This is a genomic window from Brevibacterium antiquum CNRZ 918 (assembly GCF_900169145.1).
Classification (GTDB): domain Bacteria; phylum Actinomycetota; class Actinomycetes; order Actinomycetales; family Brevibacteriaceae; genus Brevibacterium; species Brevibacterium koreense.
On sequence record NZ_FXZD01000005.1, the window covers coordinates 209,703 to 231,061 of the forward strand.

Here is a 21,359-nt window from a genome sequence, read left to right on the forward strand (position 1 = left end):
TCTAGAGCTTCGCCACCCGCACAATGTAGTGGGAGGAGTCGAGACCATCGACGAGGATCGTGGCCGAGTACTTGTCATTGGCGCCGGTGACCACCCAATTGGGTTTGAGGAGTCCACGAGGCTCCCCTACTTCGTCGATGTTCACCCCCATACCCAGCTTCACCGTCTTGAGCACCTTCGTGCGCACCAGCGAGCGAGCCGAACGCCTGACCTCAGAGCTCTCGGGACGGGCGCCTGCCTGATCCGAGGATTCGAATGCATCGAGCCACTCCTCGATGGGAACAGCGTGCCCTCCCGGTTCGAATTCGGCGATGAACCCCTTGCCCGAATAGGCATTGACCAGGACGTTCATCCGCTGCCCAGCCACCGGCCCCGCCGATCGCGAACCGGCTGTGGCTGATCCGGCCGGCATCGACGATGCTCTCCGCCGGAAGATGCTGCTCGTCTGCGCATTGAACACCGTCCACCAGAAAGGATGGAACGTGGATCGAACCTCGGCATCGGCACCGGGGAGCTTGCGCCGGAACACGGCGAGCGCCTCGGCGTCGGTGATGTTAGGTGCCATCCTCAGCGCCGTCTCGGGCACGAACGGACGGGACTGGCTCTGCCCTTCAACCCGTCCGGTGAAGCCGGATTCCGGGTGCTCAGTCATCCTTGGGCACCTGTGCGGCCAGGGCATCGTTCTGCCCGGTGAGCATGTGGGCCGGGATGGCACCGATCTTGTCAGTCTCCTTCAGCGCGGCAACGACGTGTGCCGGGACCGGGTGGGACTTCTGTGTGGCCAGGGAAACGAAGATAAGGGCCAGTGTCGAGCAGACGATTCCGATACCCATCGGATCGACGCCGGTGACGTCGACGAGGCCGGCCAGCTGCCACACGACCGAAGATACTGTGCCCAGGACCATCGAGGAGATCGCGCCGGGAACGTTGGCCTTCTTCCACCAGGCGGCAGCGATGTAGACCGGGACGAATGCGGCGCCGAGCACGGTCGTGGAGAAGATGACCACCTCGGCGACGGCCGGAGGATCGTTGACGGCCACCACATAGCCGATGATGGCGAGGATGAGGACGGTGAAGCGTGAGACCCATACCGATTGGCTATCGGACACGTCCTTCTTGATGAAGCGCTGGAACAGGTCCTGGCTGGCGATCGTGCCCGACTGCAGGAGCAGCGCATCGGCGGTGGACATGATCGCGGCCATGATGCCGGCCATGACGATGCCCACGGCGAAGTTCGGCAGCACAGTGTCGGCAACTTCGAAGACTGCGAGTTCGGGGTTGTCGAGGTTGGGCAGGATGATAAGCGCCATGATGCCCACAATGTAGGGCGCGGGGATGAACAGGAGGTTGAACCCGGTGGCGTACATGCTCGCTGTGCGAGCGACCGAGGGCCGCTTCATCGCCATGTGGCTGACGTTGACGTGCGGCCAGCCCATGTAGCCGATGGAGAAGACGAGGACCGCTCCGATGATCACGCCCCACTGGACGGAGCCGAAACCCTCGGGGCCCCACATGGTGAGCAGGTTCGGGTTGATCTCTCCGACTGCGTCATTGCCCGCCGTCCAGCCGCCGATGGCCTGCATGGTGCCGATGAGGATCCAGATCATGCCGATGAGCATGATGATGGCCTGCACGAAGTCGGTGTAGGCCACGGCGAGGTACCCGCCCAGGAACGTGTAGAAGACGATGACGCCGACGGCGATGAGCAGGGCCCAGGCATAGGGCACTCCGGTGACCATCTCGAGGCCGCGTCCACCGGCGATGAACTGGCTCATGACGTAGAAGAAGATGCAGAACACGGCGACAGGGGCGGCGATGGCGCGAATCCACTTCGAGGGGTACCGGTGCTCGAGGTATTCGATCGAGGTCAGGGAGCCCAGTATCTGCGAAAGTTTGCGCATCCGCCGGCCCAGGATCGACAGGCTGAGGACGCCGCCGCCGATGTCGCCCATCGCATACCAGAGGGAGAAGTAGCCCTTGGTGTAGGCCAGGGAGCCGGCGCCGAGGAACATGTAACCCGACATCGACGAGCTCTGCAGGCGCAGCGCGGTCACGGCCGGGCCCAGGCTGCGCCCGCCCAGCAGGTAACCTTCGGCGCCTTTGTTTCCGGTCTTGAGCGTCCACACGCCGATTCCGGCCATGGCGAGGAAGTAGATGATGAGGAACCAGGTTTCGAGGTTCATGCCAGTCCTCCGTTCTCAGTCTCCGAACGATGATCGTTCGTCGCGGCGGATGGACCGGAAGGTGCTGTGGTGAGCTGGTCCTCAGCGATGTCCTCGGCCTTCCAGCCGCGGGAGAGGTAGACGAAGACAAGCGTGTAGATCACCCATATTGCGGGGATGCCGAAGATGATGACGACTGTTGCCGTCGGAAGGCCGAACATGGAGACCACCTCATTGTGTCGCTGAACATAACTGATGGATGCGCCCAGAAGGGCGACCCCGAGGTGCGTTGACGACCGCTCGCAGTGTGCGAAAGCCGGTGCCGCACTGAAGTGACCATACAACGTTTTCTCAGAGGGATCACAAGTTTCTCAGATTGAGCCACCATGCAGACAAATTTCGGGCGAGCCCGGAGTCCGCCGTTCACACCCCTACTCACCAGTGCATTCGTGACATCATTGAATCGACTCAGCGCGGCGCATCCGCTTCGCCTATCGCGACGACACCACCGCTGACGGCCGAGGCGGGCAGAGCAGCACCGAGACGGACAGAGGGAGCGATACATGGACAGGAACAAGCTCTGGGAACCCAGCGCAGAGAGAGTCCGGGACTCGGAGATCCGCCGATTCCAAGGCTGGCTGCAGGACACCCACGGTGTGTCGACGAACTCCTACGACGAGCTCCACCGATGGAGCATCGAACATCTCGACGAATTCTGGGAATCGGTCTGGGAGTACTTCGCCGTCATCGGTCAGCGAGGAGACTCCCCGGTGCGCACGGGTGAGTCCATTCCGAACACACGCTGGTTCCCGGGAGCCAAGTTGAACTTCGCGGAGAATCTCCTCAGACAGGCCGATTCGACTCCTGACACCGAGGCGGTCGTCGGCCTCCATGAGAGCCGCCCGCGGGAGGCTCTGACCTGGGAGCAGCTGCGTAGGCAGGTCGCCGCGCTGAGCAAGCACCTGCGCAGCCTCGGCATCGGTCCCGGTGACACGGTCTGTGCTGTCCTGCCCAGCTTGACACAGACCGTCGTCGCCCTCCTGGCCAGCGCCAGCCTCGGCGCGATCTGGTCGGTGGTGAACACCGACTTCGGAGTCGACGGCATCGCGGATCGGTTCGCTCAGATCGAACCCAAGGTACTCATCACCGTCGATGCACACGAGTTCAACGGTCATGTCATCGACCAGGTGCCACAGCTGCCGAAGATCCTCGCCGCACTGCCAACGGTGCGCCACCACATCCTCGTCGACTCAGGAGCCCTGGTCAGCTCAGGCGAGGGCTCCCCCATACCCGCGGCCGAGCTCGACCTCGAAATACCCAGCGTCCGGTTCAGCAAGATCATGTCGGACCGGGCCGAACCGAAGTACGAAATCCTGGGCTTCTCCCACCCACTGTGGGTGCTCTACTCCTCCGGCACGACAGGCAAACCCAAGGGGATCGTCCATTCCCACGGCGGAATCGTGCTCGAGGCGCTCAAGGCGAATGCGTTCCAGTACGATGTTCGGCCCACCGATCGAGTGCACTTCGCAGTCTCGACGACCTGGGTGGTGTGGAACCTCATGGTTGATGCCATGATGCGCGGAGCCACCATCATCACCTATGACGGTGCCCCGACCTTCGAACGCCCCGACCGCCATCTGAAGATATGCAGTGACGAGGACGCTACCCTGTTCTGCACCGGGGCGGCAGTCCTGTCCCTCGCAGCACGCTCGGGAGCATCACCGAAGGAATCCTACTCGTTGACGAATCTGCGCACGATCATCTCGACAGGCTCACCCCTGCCAACGGCAACCTGGACCTGGGTCTATGAGCACGTTAAGGCCGACATGCTCGTGGGCTCCGATTCCGGCGGTACGGACATCTCCTCGGGAATCTTGGGATCGAACCCGCTCGATCCCGTCTACAGCGGAGAGCTTCAGGGCCCCTACCTCGGTGTGGATGCTCGCACCGTCGACGGCGCGGGCACCAGTGTTGAGGGCGAGGTAGGCGAACTCGTCATGGCGCAGCCGCTTCCGTCGATGCCGGTGATGTTCTGGAATGATCCGAGCGGCGAGAAGTTCCGCAGTGCCTACTTCGACGACTTCCCCGAGCTTTGGCGGCAGGGCGACTGGGCGACGAAGATGCCTGGAGGCGGCTTCATCATCCACGGGCGTTCGGACGCGACCATCAACCGGGGCGGCATCCGCATGGGATCGGCCGATATCTGCCAGGTCGTGGATTCGGTTCCCGGCGTACACGAATCGATGGTGCTTGGAGCCGAACTCGAGGACGGAGACTACTTCATGCCGCTGTTCATCGTCCCTGCGCCCGGCACGGAGGTTGACGATGCGCTCAAAGCCGCAGTCGTGCAGGCGATCAGGTCACGCGTGTCCCCTCGATATGTTCCCGACGAGATCTTTCCGGCCCCCGGTGTGCCCCGCACCCGCACCGGCAAGATCATGGAGGTCCCGATCAAGAGAGTCTTCCAAGGTGGAGATCCCGCTGCGGTGAATCGGACCACGGCCGCCGAGGCTGACATCGTCGAGTGGTTCGTCGACTTCGCCCACCGCTTCGCCGAGAACCGGGGCGCTCGCCCACGCTGAAACGCTCAGTCCACGACGAACTGGCGGTCGTGGAGGCCGGTGGCGCTGCCGGGAATCGCGGGTCGGCGTTCGGAGATCTGGACGTTGCCGTCGGCATCGACTGCTCTCACCGTCACAGTGTGGGTGCCGGGTTCAAGGTTGTTGAAGGGACACCGCCATTGCCGCCAGGTGTCGGTGGTCAGTTCCTTGCTCAGCTCCGCTGTGTGCCAATCGCCGTTGTCGATGCGGACTTGCACCTCGGCGATGCCGACGTGCTGAGCCCAGGCCATTCCCGCGGTGATGATCTGTCCGTCCTTGTTGGGGCTGGCATGGTCACCGGCACGGGGAACGTCAACGCGGGAGGCCACGAGTACGGGCCCGTGGGTGGCCCAGCCGCGTTTCGTCCAATAGGCCTCCTTATCAGTGAAGCGGGTGACTTCGAGTTCCGTCACCCATTTGGTCGCCGACACGAACCCGTAGAGTCCGGGCACGACGAGCCGAGCGGGGAATCCGTGGTCGCGGGGCAACGGTTCACCGTTCATCCCGACGGCCAGCAGGGAGGCCCGATCATCGGTGAGGACCTCGAGGGGTGTTGAGGCGGTGAAGCCGTCGTCGGATGTCGACAGCACCATGTCTGCGTCCGCGCTCGGTTTGGCGCGTTTGAGCAGGTCTCGTACCGGGTATCCCAGCCAGGTGGCGTTGCCGACGAGGTCACCGCCGACCTGGTTCGAGACGCAGGTCAGGCTCACTCGGTGCTCTTCCAGTGGCAGGTCGAGCAATTCGGCCATGGTGATCGTGACTTCGTCTTCGACCATTCCGTGAATGTGCAGCGACCAGGAGGATGCGTCGACCGACGGTGGGATGAGCGCGGTGTCGATGCGGTAGAAGTCGTCGTTGGGTGTCATGATCGGGGCGAGTCCGTCGATGTCCAGGTCGGCTCCCGCTGGGATCTCCGGCGCCGAGGTGGCCGGTCGTGGCAGCACGAGCTTCGTCACAGCTCCTGCCGCGTTCCGGGCGAGGATCGATGCCGACTGACCTGCCGCAATCGCAGCGATGCCGACAGCGCTCAGGCCCGCGGCAAGACCGAAGAAGGCACGCCGGTCGGTGCCTGGCCGACCGTCGATGTCGGCGCTCCGGTCTGTGCTGGCGGAGTCCTCCGAACGTAGTTCTCGGCCATCGCCGAGGCGGATCAGTCCCATGTATGCCGCGCAGCCCAGTGCCACTCCCCCCAGGGCCGGAATCGAATCGAGGAGCGCCCCGCCTGTGCTCAGCAACAGGAAGACCGGCAGGATGCCGAGACCGATGAGGAGCACGAATGACAGGGTTCGCCGACGTAAGCCGATTCGTCCGATCACACCCCCGACGACGGCTCCGACGACGACCAGGGTGATGATGAGAGCGAGTTTGTCGTTCGTGCCGAAGATGCTGATGGCGGCCTTGATCATGGCCGTCGGCGTGAGAGGAATGATCGCCTGCCCCAGGATCAGCAATGGGGCCGTCGTCGCGGAGAAGGCACCGGCAATGAATTCGGCAGCCCCGAAGTAGACAAGGGTAGCCACGACACCGGCGAGGGTGAAGAGCAGTGGGCGGCGATCGGTCATCTGAATTTCGCACCTTCTCGGGGCAGCGGATGGTGCCCTCGATTATCCTCGTCTGCAACCGTCCGTGGGGGCGGAAGACCTTACAGAACAATGACGTCGGCTTCGTCTAGAGGGTTCGGAGGCATCAGGCCAGAATTCGTCAGTGGTTGCCGATGGTCTCAGGCAAGGCCCCGACGGAGTCGAACCGCGGCGTCCAGCATCAGCTCCAGACGCTCCAGTCGCTGTGTTTCCGGCAGGTTCGCAGCAGACTCTATTCCGTCGTCGATGAGCACCACGACCTGGTCAGCCAGGCTCTGATCTCCCAGTTCCGGGACCGCGCGGCCTTCGGAGCCGATAGACGAGAACTGCGCAAGCGCCTCGGTGATGGTGCCGCGACGTGACAATATGCCAGCCGTGCTGTCGGGGGAATTCGGACCTGTCTCAGCGAGCTGACGAGGGTTCAGGCCGATGATGCGGATACGCAGACGGCGGACCTCTGTTTCGAGGTCCGCCGTCACGTTGTTCATGGCTCAATCATAGACGTCGATCCCGGGACCACACAGCTGGTGTGTGAGGCCTGGGGCCGGGAGTGTCTAGTTCCTGAAGTAGGAGATGAGGCGCAGGATTTCGATGTAGAGCCATACGAGGGTGACCATGAGGGAGAATGCGCACATCCAGGAGTACTTCTCCGGGATCCGCTGCTTCACGCCCTGTTCGATCATCTGGAAGTCCATGATCAAGGTCATGGCCGCGAGCACCGTGGCGACGATGCCGATGATGACACCCAGCGGCATGGTTATACCCATGATGTTGATCTCGACGCTGCGTGCGCCACCTGAGCCAGTCATCATCGCGATGCCGAAGTTGATGAGCGAGAAGATGGCATAACCACCGACGGCGATCAGCATGAACTTCTTCATCTTCGAGCCGTAGCGCACGCCCTTGAACTTGAACAGGGCGAGCATGACGCCGAAGACGCAGAGCGTGGCGAGAACCGCCTGGATGACGATGCCGGGGAACATGGTCTCGAACATAGAGGAGATGCCGCCGAGGAAGACACCTTCGAAGGCGGCATAGCCGATGATCAGGCCCTTGTTCGGCTCCTTCTTGAAGGCGTTGACAAGTCCGAGGACTAACGCGATGAGCATCGCGGGAAAGGCCAGGGGCGTGACGAACCAGCCGAGTACGGCGCCGGCGAGAAGAATGGTGAAGAGGACACCGGTCTTCATCATCACATCGTCGTAGGTCATTGCCCGTTCGGCGGTCTGCGGACCGGCATTGCGGGTCTGCGCGGCAGGCTTGTCGAACAGGTTGTTGAGCTCCTGGTCGGACATGACCGGTTCGTTGCGTCCGGCCTGAACTCCCTGGTTGAGAGCCCGGTTCATCATGGGGTTACTCACGGTCGAGATCCTTTCGATCTGAGCAGGTTGCTCGCACAGACGAAATGCCGCACGAGAGTTGAATCATGGTCTCAGTCTAGTCACTTGAGCTGGACACATACTGAAGATCTGGTGCTCGAGAAGACGAGCGTTGCACGATCGTAACGCTCATCCACTGCCCGACTATTCCCGCAGCCACAGGTGTCGCTGCGACCCTCCCACATCGAACGCAGAGCCGAGCGTCGAGAGCAGGCTGCAGGAATCTCCTCTCGACGGTGCGGCGTGCTTTCGCCGGTGCGAGACAGTGCGGCCTCAGCCCATGTGGTAGCTCGTGGCCGAGCCCGGTCCCCAGGGGATTCCGGTGGACCACCAGATGAAGAACAGCAGTCCCCAGAAGACGAACATTGCGAACGACAGCGGGATCGTGAACGAGAGCAGGGTGCCGATTCCCGCGTCCTTCTTGTAGCGCTGGATGAAGCCGAGGACAACGACGAAGTAGGGGCTCATGGGCGAGATGATGTTCGTCGTCGAGTCACCGATGCGGTACAGGGCCTGCGTGGTCTCTGGGGCGATGGACAGGAGCATGAACATCGGCACGAGCACCGGGGCCATCAATGTCCACAAACCCGATCCCGAAGTCAGGAACAGCGCACCCAGGGCCACGAGCACCCATCCGCCCATCAGGATGACGAACGTCCCGGTGTTGAGCGAGCCGAAGAACTCCGCTCCCCGGATCGCTAGGATCTCGCCGAGGCTGGACATCTTGAACAGGGCCAGGAACTGGCTGGCGGCGAAGAACAGGACGATGACGGGCACGAACGGGAGGAGCCCCTTGCCCATCATGTCGGGGATATCGGAGGTCTTCTTGATCGTACCGGTGGCGTAGCCGTAGACGATGCCGACGATGAAGAAGCCGAAGCCGATGATGGCGGCGATGCCCGACATCAGTCCTGATTCGGGGCCGAATGCCCCGGCCTCGTCGCGGAGGAACGAGTCCTGGGGCCAGGCGAGGAGGAACAGGATCGCTGCGCAGGCGACGATGGACAGCACGGCAAGGACCATGCCCCGCTTCTCGTTGGAGTCCAACGCCATCTTGACGTCGAAGTTGTCCGGATCGTTCTCGTCAGGTGCGTCGAGTTCCATCTGATCGGCACGTTTGGTCAGCAGGAGTTCGGTGACCAGGGTGATGGCACCTGCCACGACGAACATCGAGATGAAGTTGAAGTAGAAGTTCGCGAGCGGGCTGACGACGTAGTCCGGGTCGATGATCTGAGCCGCCGAGGTGGAGAGTCCACCGAGGATTGTGTCCATGGAGTTGACCATGGGCGCCGCTGAATACCCGCCCGAGGTGGCAGCGTAGGCGACGACGCAGCCCAGCAGAGGGTTGCGCCCCACCGCTTTGAACGCAAGTCCGCCGAGGGGAATCATGATCATGTACGAGGCATCCGAGGCGATCGATGCGGCGGTGCCGGCGAGTGCGACGATGAAGGTGATCCACTTCGGTGAGGCACCAGCGATCGTTCCACGCAGCATCGCCGGAATCAGACCGGACTGCTCAGCCACGGCGACGCCGATGAGGACGATGAGGACCAGACCCAGTGGTGGGAACGTGACGAAGTTGTTCGTGGCTCCGGCGACGATCGCACGCAGGGACTCAGTGCTGAAGAGGTTGGTGACCGTCACCGTCTCATCGGTGGCCGGATTGACGGCCTGCAGGCCGGTGCCGGAGAAGATCGCCGAGAGCGCCATGACCACGACGGCCAGCGACAGGAACAGCCAGAATGGGTGGGGAAGTTTGTTTCCGGCCTTCTCGATGATGACCAGCAGGCGCATGAGCCAGTTGAGATCGGCCGGCCTTTTCGTTTTGGTGTCGGTGACAGCGGCGGTGCGCGACATCGATGCTCCTCAGTGATTCGTACAGGGTATGTGCAGATGAGCCGGTCGGTGCCCCTCATACAGTGGTCGAGACACGACTGATCTGTGGCAGGGGACACTGTGTGCACCGCCCAGTGTTATAGAGATCACTGATTGCGGCGAGACGATCTCATATCCTGGATCGACTGCGACATCCGCTGCGCTGGTGCAAGAGCATGTGCACGCCTGCGGGCAAAGAGAAAGCCGACCGCACGAAGGTGCGATCGGCAATCTCAGGCCGCTGGGGCGTTCAGCTCAGCGTTCGAGGTTTCCTTGGATGAAGGCTTCGACTGCGTCGTGAGCAGAATCGTCGCCCGTCTGTTCCGGAGGCGACTTCATGAAGTACGACGATGCCGAGATGAGGGCTCCGCCGATTCCGCGGTCGAGTCCGATCTTTGCCGCACGGACGGCGTCGATGATGACTCCGGCGGAGTTCGGCGAGTCCCAGACTTCGAGCTTGTATTCCAGCGACACCGGAGCATCACCGAAGTTACGGCCCTCGAGACGGACGAAGGCCCATTTGCGATCGTCGAGCCACTCGATGTAGTCGCTGGGTCCGATGTGGACGTTGCGGGGAGCGAGCTCGGCCGAGGTGTTCGAGGTCACGGCCTGAGTCTTCGAGATCTTCTTCGACTCGAGGCGCTTTCGCTCGAGCATGTTCTTGAAGTCCATGTTTCCGCCCACATTGAGCTGGTACGTGCGGTCGAGGACGACGCCGCGGTCTTCGAACAGTTTGGCCATCACCCGGTGAGTGATGGTCGCACCGATCTGACTCTTGATGTCGTCACCGACGATCGGCACACCAGCGGCACGGAACTTCTCGTCCCACTCCTTGGTCCCGGCGATGAAGACAGGCAGGGCATTGACGAATGCGACCTTCGCGTCGATGGCGGCCTGTGCGTAGTACTCGACGGCCTCCTGCGAACCTACGGGCAGGTAGCAGACGAGAACATCGGCTTTCGCGTCGCGCAGCGCCTGTGCGGCGTCGACAGGTTCGATATCGGATTCGACGATGGTCTCGCGGTAGTACTCGCCGAGCCCGTCCAGGGTCGGTCCGCGTTGAACCTCGACTCCGGTCGCTGGCACGTCGGCGATCTTTATCGTGTTGTTCTCACTGGCCGTGATGGCCTCAGCAATATCGGTGCCGACTTTCTTGCCGTCGACATCAAATGCGGCAACGAATTCGATATCACCGACGTGATAATCGCCGAATTCAACGTGCATGAGGCCCGGTACTTTACTTCCTGGGGCCGTATCCCTGTAATACTCAACACCTTGGATCAGGGAAGAGGCGCAGTTGCCCAATCCGGCAATCGCGACTCGAATCGATTTCGTTCCCACGTCTGTGATCTCTCCTTTGTCATTCCGGGTCTCCCCGAGCGTCAGGTCTCCCCAACTGGGGCCACCTTGAAATGACCCCGACTATTCATCTTAATGTCCTCGTCAAAACGGCGAGACGTCTTCGTCGAAACGGCGAGACGTGTGATCGGCTGAGGGTTTGGCCTCCGCCGATCGCGGTGTGTGGGCTCAGCTGACGACGAGCGGTTCCAAGACCAGATCCGGGTGATTCTTCTGCACACCTTGGAGACGCCACCTATCAGAGAACAGGGCGAGCAGCTCACCGTCAGACCGGTGCAGAACCTCAACTGATCGTTCCCTTGCCAGAGTCGGCACGCATTCCGGTGTGGTGCGCCGAGCCAAGGAGAAGTTGAGGCGCTCCAGCGCACAGGGTGCATGGAATTCGTTGTTCATCCGGTCCTCGGCAACCTCGAACTGCATCGGCCCGACAGCTCCGAGGACAGGGGCCTGGTCACCGCGCAGGTCAGAGCGCAGCACCTGAATGACGCCTTCGTGGTCGAGCTGTTCGATACCGCGGCGGAACTGCTTGTACTTCGAGGAGTCCTTGGCCTTGATGACCATGAAGTGCTCTGGAGAGAACGTCGGAATGCCGGGGAATTCGACCTTCTTGTCCAAGTAGAGCGAATCGCCCACGCGCAGAGCACTGGCGTTGACAAGGCCGACGACGTCTCCTGGAAATGCTTCGTCGACGACGTCACGGTCACGGCCGAAGACCTGCTGCGCGTACTTAGTGGCGAAGGGTTTGCCGGTCGCGGCGTGGGTGAGCACGGAGCCGCGTTCGAAGACACCGGAACAGACCCGAATGTAGGCCAGCCGGTCGCGGTGGTTGGAGTCCATGCCGGCCTGGACCTTGAAGACGAACCCGGAGAACGGGTCGGCCACGTCGCGGGGCACATCGTTCTTGTCCAGACGGGCCTCTGCGGCAGGCGCCAGGTCGACGAGCATGTCGAGGAGTTTGTGGATGCCGAAGTTGAGCACCGCCGAGGCGAACATCACCGGAGTCGATTTGCCGGCCAGGAACGTCTCTTGATCGTGGTTCTGATCTTCCATGTCGAGGAGATCGGATTCGTCGACGGCGGCTTGCCAGGCATCACCTTCGAGCTCGATGGCCTTGTCTGCTGCGTAGGTCTCTTCGCCGGCGATGGTGGCGCCGGCATTGGTGCGGTCGTACTTCGTGTAGTCACCGGTGAGACGGTCAAGAACACCCCTGAAGTCACCGGACTGTCCGACGGGCCAGGTCAGCGGGGTGGGCAGGAGACCGGTGCGTTCCTGGACCTCATCCATGAGCTCCAGAGCGTCGAGACCGGCACGGTCCCATTTGTTGATCACGGTGATGATGGGAATATTGCGGTGGGCACAGACTTCGAAAAGCTTCATGGTCTGCGCTTCGAGCCCCTTTGCCGCATCGATGAGCATCACTGCACAGTCGACGGCGGAGAGCACACGGTAGGTGTCCTCGGAGAAGTCCGCGTGGCCCGGGGTGTCGACGAGGTTGAAGACCGCATCCCGGTACTCGAACTGCAGCGCGGCCGAGGAGATCGAGATGCCGCGGTCCTGCTCCATCTTCATCCAGTCGGAGACAGTGGCGCGGCGACCGGCCTTGCCATGGGTCGCGCCGGCCTTGCCGATGGCTCGCGCGTGCAGGGCGAGCGCCTCGGTGGTCGTCGATTTACCCGCGTCGGGGTGCGAAATGACAGCGAACGTCCGACGGCGAGCCGCCTGGGTTCGAATGTCCTTGTCAGAATACTGGCCAGAAGTCACCAAAATATCTTATCTCTCTTCTGTCCCTGAACGTGTGTCCGGTCAGTCACAGTTGTGTTCGGTGTGCGTATGCGGTTCCGCGGAGGCATCCAGCGTCCTGTCGGATTCTGCGTTTATGCTGGGTGGCGATGACTGAGGAATTTGTTGAATACGCCGGACGCTCGGAACCGAAGGAACGCCTGCTCAAGGCCCTGCCGCTGATTCTCGCGGCGATCCTCGGTATCCCATTCCTGGTGCTGGCGATCAAGTTCTCCCTCTCGATGGGGCAGTACACGAAGTACATGTTCGACATTGAAACCTCCGCATGGTTCGCCACGGGCATGGTGCTGCTCAGCCTCTCCGGTGCATTCTGCCTCGTCGGCTACCTCGTCTTCCTCTTCATCGGCACCCGCAGGCGCACGTGGAAGTGGCGCATCTGGTGGTCCGTCGCGGCCTTCCTGGCCGCCGCGATCCTCCCGATCTGGTGGCTGTTCGCCGGCTACTTCACCAACGCCTCCGCATAGCCGCGGCTTCCGGTGCCAAGTCCTGCACATAGCGAGGTTACCTACCCGCAGTGTCACTTCCTCCCGTGAGTTTCGCACCCCACACCCGCAGCACCTAAACCTCTCGTTGCAAAGGTACGTTGAGAGACTAACGGCGCGGGGTGCGTGCCCGCCCCAGCCACAGGCACGGCCACAGCCGCGGCTCATCACAACTGCGCGAGGGCTTTCGCGATCCTCTTCTCCGACACCGGGTGGGCAGTACCCAGTGAGTTCGCGTAGAGGCTGACGCGCAGCTCTTCGAGCATGATGATCGTCTCCCGCCACTGGCTGGGCACCGAGACCACAATCTGTGACCAGTCTGCTTTCGCCAGTTCGGGGAACCTGTTGCCGACCTTCTTCATCACCGCATCTGCGCTGCCGCTGATGCGGTCCATGAGCTGTTTGTCACGCATCGGCGAGTTCTGCATTCCTTCGATGCGCACCACCTCCGCCTGCACCCATCGCGGTAGATCGCGAACCATCTGCCCGGTCATCGCGGCCACAGACTCCCCCGTGACCCGCGAGCCGCGCCATGCCTGGACATCGGCGAGGTTTGACAGGATCGCCAGGGACGAGGCCTTCGACACAAGCCGGTCGAGCTCGGTCGCCGACCGCAGCGCCTTCATCAGATGAGGCAGCAGGCTCGAGCACATCTGGGTCAGCGTCGCCTGCATGGTGGTTTCAAGCCGCCCGAACTCGTCGGCATCTGCCACCCAGGCTGTCTCCGCTGGTCCCAGTTCGGCCTCGACGACACTGCGGATCCCTGCCCTGATGAGTGCGTGGAGCAACTCGTCCGAGGATTTCTGGTGACCGGCGAAAACAAGTTTCTCATCGGTCGTCAGTCCCTCTCGCAGGTATTTCAGTGCCTCGTTCGTGCGCAGGCTCAGCAAGGTGATCAGTGCCTCGCGTGAGGCCAGTCGCGCCTGGGTAGCGGTGTCGAAGGCGATGAGGTCGACACTGGCGCCACGGTCGACCAGACCCTGCACGGCACCGACTTCCGCCTCGTCTGGACTGGTCAGCGTGCCGAACGACCATGAGGTCAGCCCCGTCTTGGCAGTGAACGAGACCTGCTTCGCCCGAGCCTTGCGCACCTGCGGTTTCGCCGTTGCCGTCAGCGTGGTCAGGTCCTCGCCGATACCCACGGTGGTCGTCCCGTCGACGACGCGGAAGCGGATCCGCAGGTGCGGTGGGATGCGGTCGAGGTCGAAGTCCTCGGCGCTCACGGTGATGGGCACGAGGTCGTTCAGGCCTCCCCCGCCTGCACGTTCGCTCAGATGAGCGGCCAGCACCTCGGGCAGCGCCCCGCGATAGGGAGTGAGCACGGGCAGGATGTCGCGGGCGACGTCCGGTGCGGGCACGAAGTAGCGGCGTTTGTTCTTCGGCAGCGACCGAATGTAGGCGGCGACGAGTTCCTCACGCAGCCCCGGGACCTGCCAGGAGAATTCTTCGGGATCCACCAGGGGCACGGCGGCTGCGGGCAGCTCAACGGTCACTCCGTCCTCGGTGCTGCCGGGTTCGAAGGAGTACCGCAGCTTCGCCATCGAACCGTCGACCAGTTCCCATTCCATCGGGAAATCATCGGCCACCGAGGCAGTCAGTTCCTCGCTGTCTTCACTGAGCAGGATCGACGTGGTCAGATCCAGCAGGTGCGAGTCGCGACGCTTCTGCTTCTTCCACCAGGCCCTGAAGTCCGCCGCCGAGGTGGTCGTGACCGGAATCCGTTCATCGTAGAATTCGAAGAGCGCATCGTCCTGATCGAGGACCCGGCGGTTGCGTGTGCGTGAGGCCAGCGCTTCCGCCTCATCGATGACCGTGGCATTGTGGTCGAGGAATCCGAAGTGTTCGTGCCAGTCACCTTCGATGAGGCCCTTGCGAATGAACATGTCACGTGCGGCCTCCTGGTCGAAGCTGCCGTATCCGACACGGCGGTCGGTCACGAGGGTGACGCCGTAGAGCGAGATCTTCTCATAGACCATCGAGCCGCCGGCCTTCTTCGACCAGTGCGGGTCCGAGTACTGCCTGGTCACCAGGTCACCGGCCGCTTCGACGACCCAGTCGGGTTCGATCGCTGAAACGGTGCGCGCCCATAGCCTGGACGTTTCGACGAGTTCGGCGGCCATGACGAAGTCGGGCTTCTTCTTGAACAGGCCCGAACCGGGGAAGATCGCGAAGCGGGTGCCCCGGGTTCCCTGATAGTCCTTGTTCCGCTCTGACCTGGCTCCGATCATCGACAGCAGCCCGGACAGCAGCGCACGGTGAATGGCTGCGGCATGCGGGTCGAGCCTCGCACTGGCAGCACTCTGCCCGGAGCCCTTCTCAGCCTCCTGCCCGCTGTTTTTCTTCCCGCTGCGCTTCTGCGCACTGAGTTCAGCGAATCCGACCTTGCCGTTGGCGCTCTTCGGCCCTGTCGTCGCTGCGGCAGCGTTCGACGCGGTCACTTTCGCAGCGCTCGCCTTCGGTCCCTTCGCATTCGACGCAGATCCAGGGCCCGCCTCACTACGGCTCTGAGACCCGGAGGTCGATCCGGAGGACGCCGCGTCGTCGACAGCGGACGCCTCGACCGGGCGCCACACGGACTTGTTGACGCGGATACCGGCGGATCCGAGCAGGGAGCGCAGCTGACCGACAAGGTCCTGCCATTCGCGGATGCGCACGAAGTTGAGGAATTCGGCCTTGCACTGGCGGCGGAACTTTGAGCTCGTCAGCGCCGACTGCTGATCGTCCAAGTAGTTCCACAGGTTGAGGTAGCTCAGGAAGTCACTGCCCGGGTGGGTGAAGCGGGCATGCTTCTCATCGGCGGCTGCGCGCACCTCGGTGGGGCGTTCGCGGGGGTCCTGAATGGACAGCGCGGCCACGATGATGGTGACCTCTCCCCCACATCCCGCCTCGGCGCCGGCGATGACCATACGCGCCAGTCTCGGGTCGATCGGGAGCAGGGACAGCTGCCGACCGGTCGGGGTGACCGTGATCGTTCCAGCCTTGTCGCTGGTCAGGGCACCCAGCTCGGAGAGCATGGTGCGTCCGTCGCGGACGGCCTTGGCCTCTGGTGGGGTGAGGAACGGGAACTCGAGGATCTCCTTGTCACTCGACGCGAACCCAAGGTCGGCCATCTGCAGGATGACGCTGGCGAGATTGGTGCGCAGGATCTCGGGGTCGGTGAACTCGAGTCGCGAGTCGAAGTCGGCTTGCGAATACAGGCGAATGCAGATCCCGTCGCTGGTCCGACCAGACCGGCCCTTGCGCTGATTCGCACTCGCCTGGGAGATGCGTTCGATCGGCAGACGTTGGACGCGAGTGCGGTTGGAGTACCGGGAGATACGGGCGGTGCCGACGTCGATGACGTATTTGATGCCCGGCACAGTCAGTGAGGTTTCGGCGACGTTCGTGGCCAGCACGAGGCGAGGCCTGGAATGGGGTTTGAATACCTTCTGCTGTTCACCGGCGGAGAGGCGGGCGAAGAGCGGCACGACTTCCCAATTGCTCAGGCGTGGGCGCCCCCGCAGGTGAGCCTCGAGGGCATCGGCGGTGTCGCGGATCTCGCGTTCCCCGGAGAGGAAGACGAGAATGTCGCCGGGATCTTCAGCACTGAGTTCGTCAAAGGCTGCGATGATGCCTTCGGTCTGCTCCTCGGGCCCCGTTTCGTAGCTGCCCGATTCCCCCGGGCCGTCGACGTCGTCATCATCGTCATCGTCGATGAGCGGACGGTAGCGCACCTCGACCGGATAGGTTCGTCCCTCGACCTCGATGATCGGAGCATCGTCGAAATGCGCGGCGAAGGACTCCGGATCGATCGTCGCCGAGGTGATGATGACCTTGAGTTCGGGCCGCTTCCCCATCACTTCCTTGAGGTAGCCGAGCAGGAAATCGATGTTGAGACTGCGCTCGTGCGCCTCGTCGATGATGATGACTTCATAGTCGCGCAGCAGTTTGTCCCGAGACAGCTCTGCGAGCAGGATGCCGTCGGTCATGACCTTCACCCGGGTCGATTCGGCGACCTGTGCGGTGAACCTCACTTGGTAGCCGATGGTCCCACCGAGATCCTCACCGAGCTCGTCGGCGATGCGATCGGCCACGGTCCTGGCAGCGATTCGCCGAGGCTGTGTGTGCCCGATCAGCCCGTTGACTCCCAGCCCCAGCTCGAGGCAGATCTTGGGCAGCTGGGTGGTCTTGCCTGACCCCGTCTCACCGGCGACGATGACGACCTGGTTGTCGCGGATGGCCGCGGCGATCTCGTCCTTCGCAGCGGAGACCGGCAGGTTCGCCGGGTAGGTGACGTCGACGGACTGTGACTGGCGGGCGGCCGCCAGCCGGGCCCGGCGTTCGCGATGACCGGCGCCGGTGTTCTTGTGCCGCTGGTTCTTCCGCCGAGGCGAGCGCTTCGCAGATTGCCCGTCCTTGTCGGATTTCGCGACTTTGCGTGGGGACTGCGCTTCGGTCTGCGGGAAGCGCGTTTCGCCGCGCGGGGACGATCCGTCGGTGCGCGGGGGTGACGATGCTGAGTTCTCATGTGCCATTTCAGTTCCCAGCTTAACGTCTGCCCCCAGCGGGACGGGCGCACTCAACTGCGTGACGTTCACGAACGTTGCCTGTCGGTGTCCGCAGTCTGGTGCTGCAGGCATCCCAGTGTTGATCCTCGGGGATGGCCGGAGTGGCGAAGGAGCACGCATTCGCGGCGCCGAGCCCGACCCGGACGTCGAGGCTCTCGCAGAGGAACGGCGGCTGAAATCGTCGCACAGTGACTGGCTTTTCGACCACAGCGGTTATCCTCGATATGTGACCTCCGATGACTCACGCGGCAGGATCGCCAGACGGATGTTTCCCGACGGTGAGGATCCTGATCCGCGTTTCACCCTCGCCAACGAACGCACCTTTCTGTCATGGATCCGCACAGCACTGGCGTTCATCGGTGGCGGCATTGCGGTCGAAGCCTTCACCTCGGCGATTTTCACCTCCGGGCTGCGGGCGACCCTGTCGATCGTGCTCATGACCATCGGCTTCATCCTGGCCGGCGGTGCCGCCTTCAGATGGCACCGCATCGAAACGGCCATGCGGCACAAGACCTCGCTGCCACTGCCCCTCATCATTCCCATCGTCAGCCTCGCATCCGCACTGGGTGCGGGCCTCCTCGTCCTGGTCTTCGCCGGAGCCCTGTGAGCACGCCGCGTCCCAGGCGGCCCCAGCCCCATACAGATCCGGGCCTGCAGCCCGAGAGGACGACCCAGTCTTGGCTTCGCACCAGTCTGACGATGACGGTTGTCAGTCTGCTCTTCATCCGCTGGATCAATGTGTTCGAAGGCCTGTCCGTCGTGGTCTTCGTCGTCTGCATCACGTTGGCGATTGCCGCGATCGCCATGCAGGTCAGGCGCTACCGCCTCGGAGCAGTGTCCATTCGTGCCGAAAGAGGCCGCCCGACTCCTTGGGCGGTCATCTTCCTCACATGTTCGGTTTGCCTCATCGCAGCGCTAGGGATCGCCTCGGTCCTCAAGATCACAGTCGGTTGACCGTCCTCGTTGTGAGACCGCTGTCCGGGTGCTGACCGACGTTGCCTAAACTGGGCTGTATGAAGGACGCACGTGAAGTTTCGACCGCCCCACTTGTTGCCGTTGGCCTGGTCGGCGGATTTCTGACCGCTCGCGAGACCGGGATCCGTCCCCTCGGTGGGGTCGTGCTCGCGGCGGCCGGCGCCTACGCCGCCCGCACCTGGTTCACCAAGCAGGGCTGGCCCATCGGCACGGCACTGACCCTGGGCTACCTCGGTGGGTTCGCAGCCTCGCACCCTCTGGCGAAGAAGATCGGTGCGTGGCCCGCAGTGCTCAGCGTCGCCGCCGCCAATGCTGCGGTCGCCTACATGGCCGTCGACTCTGCCGAAACCAACTGAACCGGCTGCCACTCACCCGCCTCGTCCGAGGCTTCCTGACCTGTCACAACAGTCTGCCTCGGCCTCAGCCGACTGATCCCGAAAGCGAGGACCACAGGTAGCTCATGCTGGCTGTTTTCGAAGGCTTCGCCGTCATCGCAGGTGTCATCCTGGTCGGATTCATGCTGGGACGATCCGAGGTCCTCGGGCCCACTGGCCAGCAGGTCATCGCAAAACTCGTCTTCTACGCCGGCACCCCAGCTCTTCTCTACGTCACTGTTGCCGACACCGACCTGGGGCTGATCTTCAATACCGCGCTCCTGGCCACAGGCGGGTCCGCAGTGATCGTGGGCCTGCTGCTCTTCGTCCTCACCCGATACATCCGCAGACGCAGCACCGGCGAGGCGATGTTCTCCGCCTGGGCTGTCAGCTACGTCAACATCGGCAATCTCGGCATCCCGATTGCAGCCTACGTGCTCCACGACATCGGATATGTCGCACCCGTCCTGTTGTTCCAGCTGCTCATCCTCGCGCCCATCGGCATGGCTGTTCTCGACGGCGCGGGCAAGAAGAAACACGATCAGCGTTGGTACTCAGGAGTGCTCCCCGTCCTCCGGAACCCCATTGTCCTCGGTGCCGCAGCAGGTGTGGCCGCCTCGGCGACGGGCTTCGAACTTCCGCGCTTCATCTTCGAGCCCATCGACATGATCGGCGCCACGGCAGTCCCCGGAGCACTGCTGGCCTTCGGCATCTCACTCAAGGACGGCTGGGCACTGCCAGCCCCTGGCACCAGGAAGCAGCTGACGTACATCACGATCGCCAAGCAGGTCATCCAACCTGTGTTGGCCTGGGTCATCGGTGGCCCTCTGCTGGGTTATTCCGGCATCGCACTCTTCGCCATCGTCGTCACTTCGGCGCTGCCGACGGCGCAGAACGTCTACATCTACTCCATGCAGTACAGACAGTCCGAGGCCCTCATGCGTGATGCGGTCTTCATCACAACCGTGCTGGCTGTGCCGACTCTCGTCATCATCGCAGCCCTGCTGGGCTGACGATCCAGGCGGACTGCGGGGCAGAATTCGGAGACGGCGAGCCACCTCGGCGATCCCGGTCGCCTCGGTGATCTGGGGGTCTGTGGCGTGTCGGGGCCCGCTTGCCCGCCCGGGTCAATGACAATGGAAACGTGGCTGGAGACGAGAAGAACGAGACCGAAGACCTCCTGAGCAGACGGATGAGCTCAGGATCGGGTAGTGCTGCCGAAAAGCAGACGGAGCATCCTCTGGAGGCCGCGAACGACCCTTCGACCGACACCGAGGCGTTCGACCCGATCCGGGAGCCGATCGCCAAGGACGAGCCAAAACCTTCAACCGGGCCGGTGCGCGTTGCGCCCGCTCACTCATCGAATCACACCGAGACATCTCGGACCCGCGAGGTCCCGGCCAATTCCCGGACCGCGGTGATGAGCGAAGCGGACTGGGCCGCCGTGACTCAGGCCGCGACGTCGACCGAGACCCGAGACCCCGATGTGCCCGAGCGGCGCCGCAGCGTCCTCGATGTCATCGGCACCATCTGGATCACGCTGGCGACGCCTTTCATTCTGCTGGCTCTGGCCGTACGGTTCGTGGCCTCGGGGGTGTTCCTCAAGTTCGAGTACTTCCGCCCCGGGTTTCCGGCTGACCAGTTCGGCTTCGGCAGCGCCGACCGCGAACATTACGGCACATACGTCATCGACTATCTGGCGAACCTCGACTCTCGGCGCTATCTCGCCGATGTGATCATGCCCAACGGCGAGCCCATCTTCATCTCCGAAGAGCTGGGTCACATGGCCGACGTCAAGGGCCTCATCTCGCTGCTGTACCTGATTGCGCTGATCGGCCTCATCGGTGCGGTCCTCTTCGGCCTCTACATGTCACGCAGGCACGGCATGGGTTTCCACGTCGGACTGCGTTTGGGCGCCATCATCAGCATCATCGTCATGGCGGGCGCGGCTACGCTCGCGTTCCTCGGCTGGGACACCTTCTTCCGCGGGTTCCACAAGATCTTCTTCTCCGACGGGACCTGGGAGTTCTACGCCGACGATTCCCTCATCCGACTGTTCCCACCCCAGTTCTGGGTCGATGCGGGCATCGCCGGGGGCGGACTCTTCGTTCTCCTGGCCATCGTCTTCTTCTGGCTCAGCTTCGCCGGCCACAAGAAGCGCCGCGCACTGAAGAAGGCTCGGCGAGAAGCCTGAGCACGGCGGGCGTCGCGCCCCAGTGAACTCTG

Annotated in this window: 17 protein-coding genes; 7 read left to right on the forward strand and 10 right to left on the reverse strand. The window is 62.9% G+C overall.

Annotated elements, in window-relative coordinates; translation table 11 throughout:
• Position 1: 1 nt before the first annotated feature.
• From BANT918_RS09195 to BANT918_RS09205, 3 genes are read right to left on the reverse strand one after another with little or no spacing between them, the layout of a single operon-like run.
• Positions 2-652, reverse strand: coding sequence for a hypothetical protein (locus BANT918_RS09195; protein WP_101619951.1), 651 nt, complete (start codon positions 650-652; stop codon positions 2-4).
• Positions 645-2,183: a sodium/proline symporter gene (locus BANT918_RS09200; protein ID WP_101619952.1), complete on the reverse strand. Its 1,539-nt coding sequence runs from the start codon at positions 2,181-2,183 to the stop codon at positions 645-647. The genes BANT918_RS09195 and BANT918_RS09200 overlap by 8 nt, the downstream gene beginning before the upstream one ends.
• Positions 2,180-2,383 (reverse strand): hypothetical protein, encoded by a 204-nt coding sequence (locus BANT918_RS09205; protein ID WP_101619953.1) that lies wholly within the window; start codon positions 2,381-2,383, stop codon positions 2,180-2,182. Before BANT918_RS09205 ends, BANT918_RS09200 begins: the two co-directional genes overlap by 4 nt.
• Before the next feature lie 342 nt (positions 2,384-2,725).
• Between BANT918_RS09205 and BANT918_RS09210 the strand changes: the two genes are divergently transcribed.
• Positions 2,726-4,744 (forward strand): acetoacetate--CoA ligase, encoded by a 2,019-nt coding sequence (locus BANT918_RS09210; RefSeq protein ID WP_101619954.1) that lies wholly within the window; start codon positions 2,726-2,728, stop codon positions 4,742-4,744.
• Between the two features lie 5 nt (positions 4,745-4,749).
• Here BANT918_RS09210 and BANT918_RS09215 read toward each other — a convergent pair whose 3' ends face one another.
• The 6 genes from BANT918_RS09215 to BANT918_RS09240 all read right to left on the reverse strand — a co-directional run bounded on the left by BANT918_RS09215 (position 4,750) and on the right by BANT918_RS09240 (position 12,716).
• Positions 4,750-6,324: a molybdopterin-dependent oxidoreductase gene (locus BANT918_RS09215; RefSeq protein WP_101619955.1), complete on the reverse strand. Its 1,575-nt coding sequence runs from the start codon at positions 6,322-6,324 to the stop codon at positions 4,750-4,752.
• Between the two features lie 158 nt (positions 6,325-6,482).
• Positions 6,483-6,830, reverse strand: a complete 348-nt coding sequence (locus BANT918_RS09220; protein ID WP_101619956.1) for a hypothetical protein — start codon at positions 6,828-6,830, stop codon at positions 6,483-6,485.
• A gap of 66 nt (positions 6,831-6,896) precedes the next feature.
• Positions 6,897-7,691 carry a Bax inhibitor-1/YccA family membrane protein gene (locus tag BANT918_RS09225; protein WP_101619957.1) on the reverse strand — a complete coding sequence of 265 codons (795 nt, stop codon included), beginning with the start codon at positions 7,689-7,691 and terminating at the stop codon, positions 6,897-6,899.
• 303 nt (positions 7,692-7,994) lie between these two features.
• Positions 7,995-9,578: an AbgT family transporter gene (locus BANT918_RS09230; RefSeq protein ID WP_101619958.1), complete on the reverse strand. Its 1,584-nt coding sequence runs from the start codon at positions 9,576-9,578 to the stop codon at positions 7,995-7,997.
• A gap of 273 nt (positions 9,579-9,851) precedes the next feature.
• Positions 9,852-10,937: an inositol-3-phosphate synthase gene (locus tag BANT918_RS09235; protein ID WP_101619959.1), complete on the reverse strand. Its 1,086-nt coding sequence runs from the start codon at positions 10,935-10,937 to the stop codon at positions 9,852-9,854.
• A gap of 186 nt (positions 10,938-11,123) precedes the next feature.
• Positions 11,124-12,716, reverse strand: a complete 1,593-nt coding sequence (locus BANT918_RS09240; protein WP_101619960.1) for a peptide chain release factor 3 — start codon at positions 12,714-12,716, stop codon at positions 11,124-11,126.
• A gap of 128 nt (positions 12,717-12,844) precedes the next feature.
• On the opposite strand from BANT918_RS09240, the gene BANT918_RS09245 reads away from it, so the two are divergent.
• Positions 12,845-13,219 (forward strand): hypothetical protein, encoded by a 375-nt coding sequence (locus tag BANT918_RS09245; protein ID WP_101619961.1) that lies wholly within the window; start codon positions 12,845-12,847, stop codon positions 13,217-13,219.
• A 185-nt stretch (positions 13,220-13,404) separates the two neighbouring features.
• On the opposite strand, the gene hrpA is transcribed toward BANT918_RS09245, so the two are convergent.
• On the reverse strand, positions 13,405-17,751 hold the full coding sequence (gene hrpA, locus BANT918_RS09250) for an ATP-dependent RNA helicase HrpA (protein ID WP_233430420.1): 4,347 nt from the start codon (positions 17,749-17,751) through the stop codon (positions 13,405-13,407).
• A 259-nt stretch (positions 17,752-18,010) separates the two neighbouring features.
• On the opposite strand from hrpA, the gene BANT918_RS09255 reads away from it, so the two are divergent.
• From BANT918_RS09255 to BANT918_RS09275, 5 genes are all read left to right on the forward strand, one after another.
• Positions 18,011-18,391, forward strand: a complete 381-nt coding sequence (locus tag BANT918_RS09255) for a YidH family protein (RefSeq protein ID WP_101620022.1) — start codon at positions 18,011-18,013, stop codon at positions 18,389-18,391.
• Positions 18,388-18,738 (forward strand): DUF202 domain-containing protein, encoded by a 351-nt coding sequence (locus BANT918_RS09260; RefSeq protein WP_101619962.1) that lies wholly within the window; start codon positions 18,388-18,390, stop codon positions 18,736-18,738. Before BANT918_RS09255 ends, BANT918_RS09260 begins: the two co-directional genes overlap by 4 nt.
• A gap of 59 nt (positions 18,739-18,797) precedes the next feature.
• Positions 18,798-19,115, forward strand: coding sequence for a hypothetical protein (locus BANT918_RS09265; protein ID WP_101619963.1), 318 nt, complete (start codon positions 18,798-18,800; stop codon positions 19,113-19,115).
• A gap of 104 nt (positions 19,116-19,219) precedes the next feature.
• The gene (locus BANT918_RS09270; RefSeq protein WP_101619964.1) at positions 19,220-20,146 is read left to right on the forward strand and encodes an AEC family transporter; all 927 of its coding nucleotides are present in this window, start codon (positions 19,220-19,222) and stop codon (positions 20,144-20,146) included.
• Positions 20,147-20,277: 131 nt separating this feature from the next.
• Complete coding sequence (locus BANT918_RS09275; protein WP_101619965.1) at positions 20,278-21,327, forward strand: TIGR01906 family membrane protein; 1,050 nt, start codon at positions 20,278-20,280, stop codon at positions 21,325-21,327.
• Positions 21,328-21,359: the final 32 nt, after the last annotated feature.

Excerpts from the sequence above, each read along its gene's own strand:
- BANT918_RS09195 (WP_101619951.1), bottom strand. The coding sequence starts at position 652 with ATGACTGAGCACCCGGAATCCGGCTTCACCGGACGGGTTGAAGGGCAG.
- BANT918_RS09200 (WP_101619952.1), bottom strand. The coding sequence starts at position 2,183 with ATGAACCTCGAAACCTGGTTCCTCATCATCTACTTCCTCGCCATGGCC.
- BANT918_RS09205 (WP_101619953.1), bottom strand. The coding sequence starts at position 2,383 with ATGTTCGGCCTTCCGACGGCAACAGTCGTCATCATCTTCGGCATCCCC.
- BANT918_RS09210 (WP_101619954.1), top strand. The coding sequence starts at position 2,726 with ATGGACAGGAACAAGCTCTGGGAACCCAGCGCAGAGAGAGTCCGGGAC.
- BANT918_RS09215 (WP_101619955.1), bottom strand. The coding sequence starts at position 6,324 with ATGACCGATCGCCGCCCACTGCTCTTCACCCTCGCCGGTGTCGTGGCT.
- BANT918_RS09220 (WP_101619956.1), bottom strand. The coding sequence starts at position 6,830 with ATGAACAACGTGACGGCGGACCTCGAAACAGAGGTCCGCCGTCTGCGT.
- BANT918_RS09225 (WP_101619957.1), bottom strand. The coding sequence starts at position 7,691 with ATGATGAACCGGGCTCTCAACCAGGGAGTTCAGGCCGGACGCAACGAA.
- BANT918_RS09230 (WP_101619958.1), bottom strand. The coding sequence starts at position 9,578 with ATGTCGCGCACCGCCGCTGTCACCGACACCAAAACGAAAAGGCCGGCC.
- BANT918_RS09245 (WP_101619961.1), top strand. The coding sequence starts at position 12,845 with ATGACTGAGGAATTTGTTGAATACGCCGGACGCTCGGAACCGAAGGAA.
- hrpA (WP_233430420.1), bottom strand. The coding sequence starts at position 17,751 with ATGGCACATGAGAACTCAGCATCGTCACCCCCGCGCACCGACGGATCG.
- BANT918_RS09265 (WP_101619963.1), top strand. The coding sequence starts at position 18,798 with ATGAAGGACGCACGTGAAGTTTCGACCGCCCCACTTGTTGCCGTTGGC.
- BANT918_RS09270 (WP_101619964.1), top strand. The coding sequence starts at position 19,220 with ATGCTGGCTGTTTTCGAAGGCTTCGCCGTCATCGCAGGTGTCATCCTG.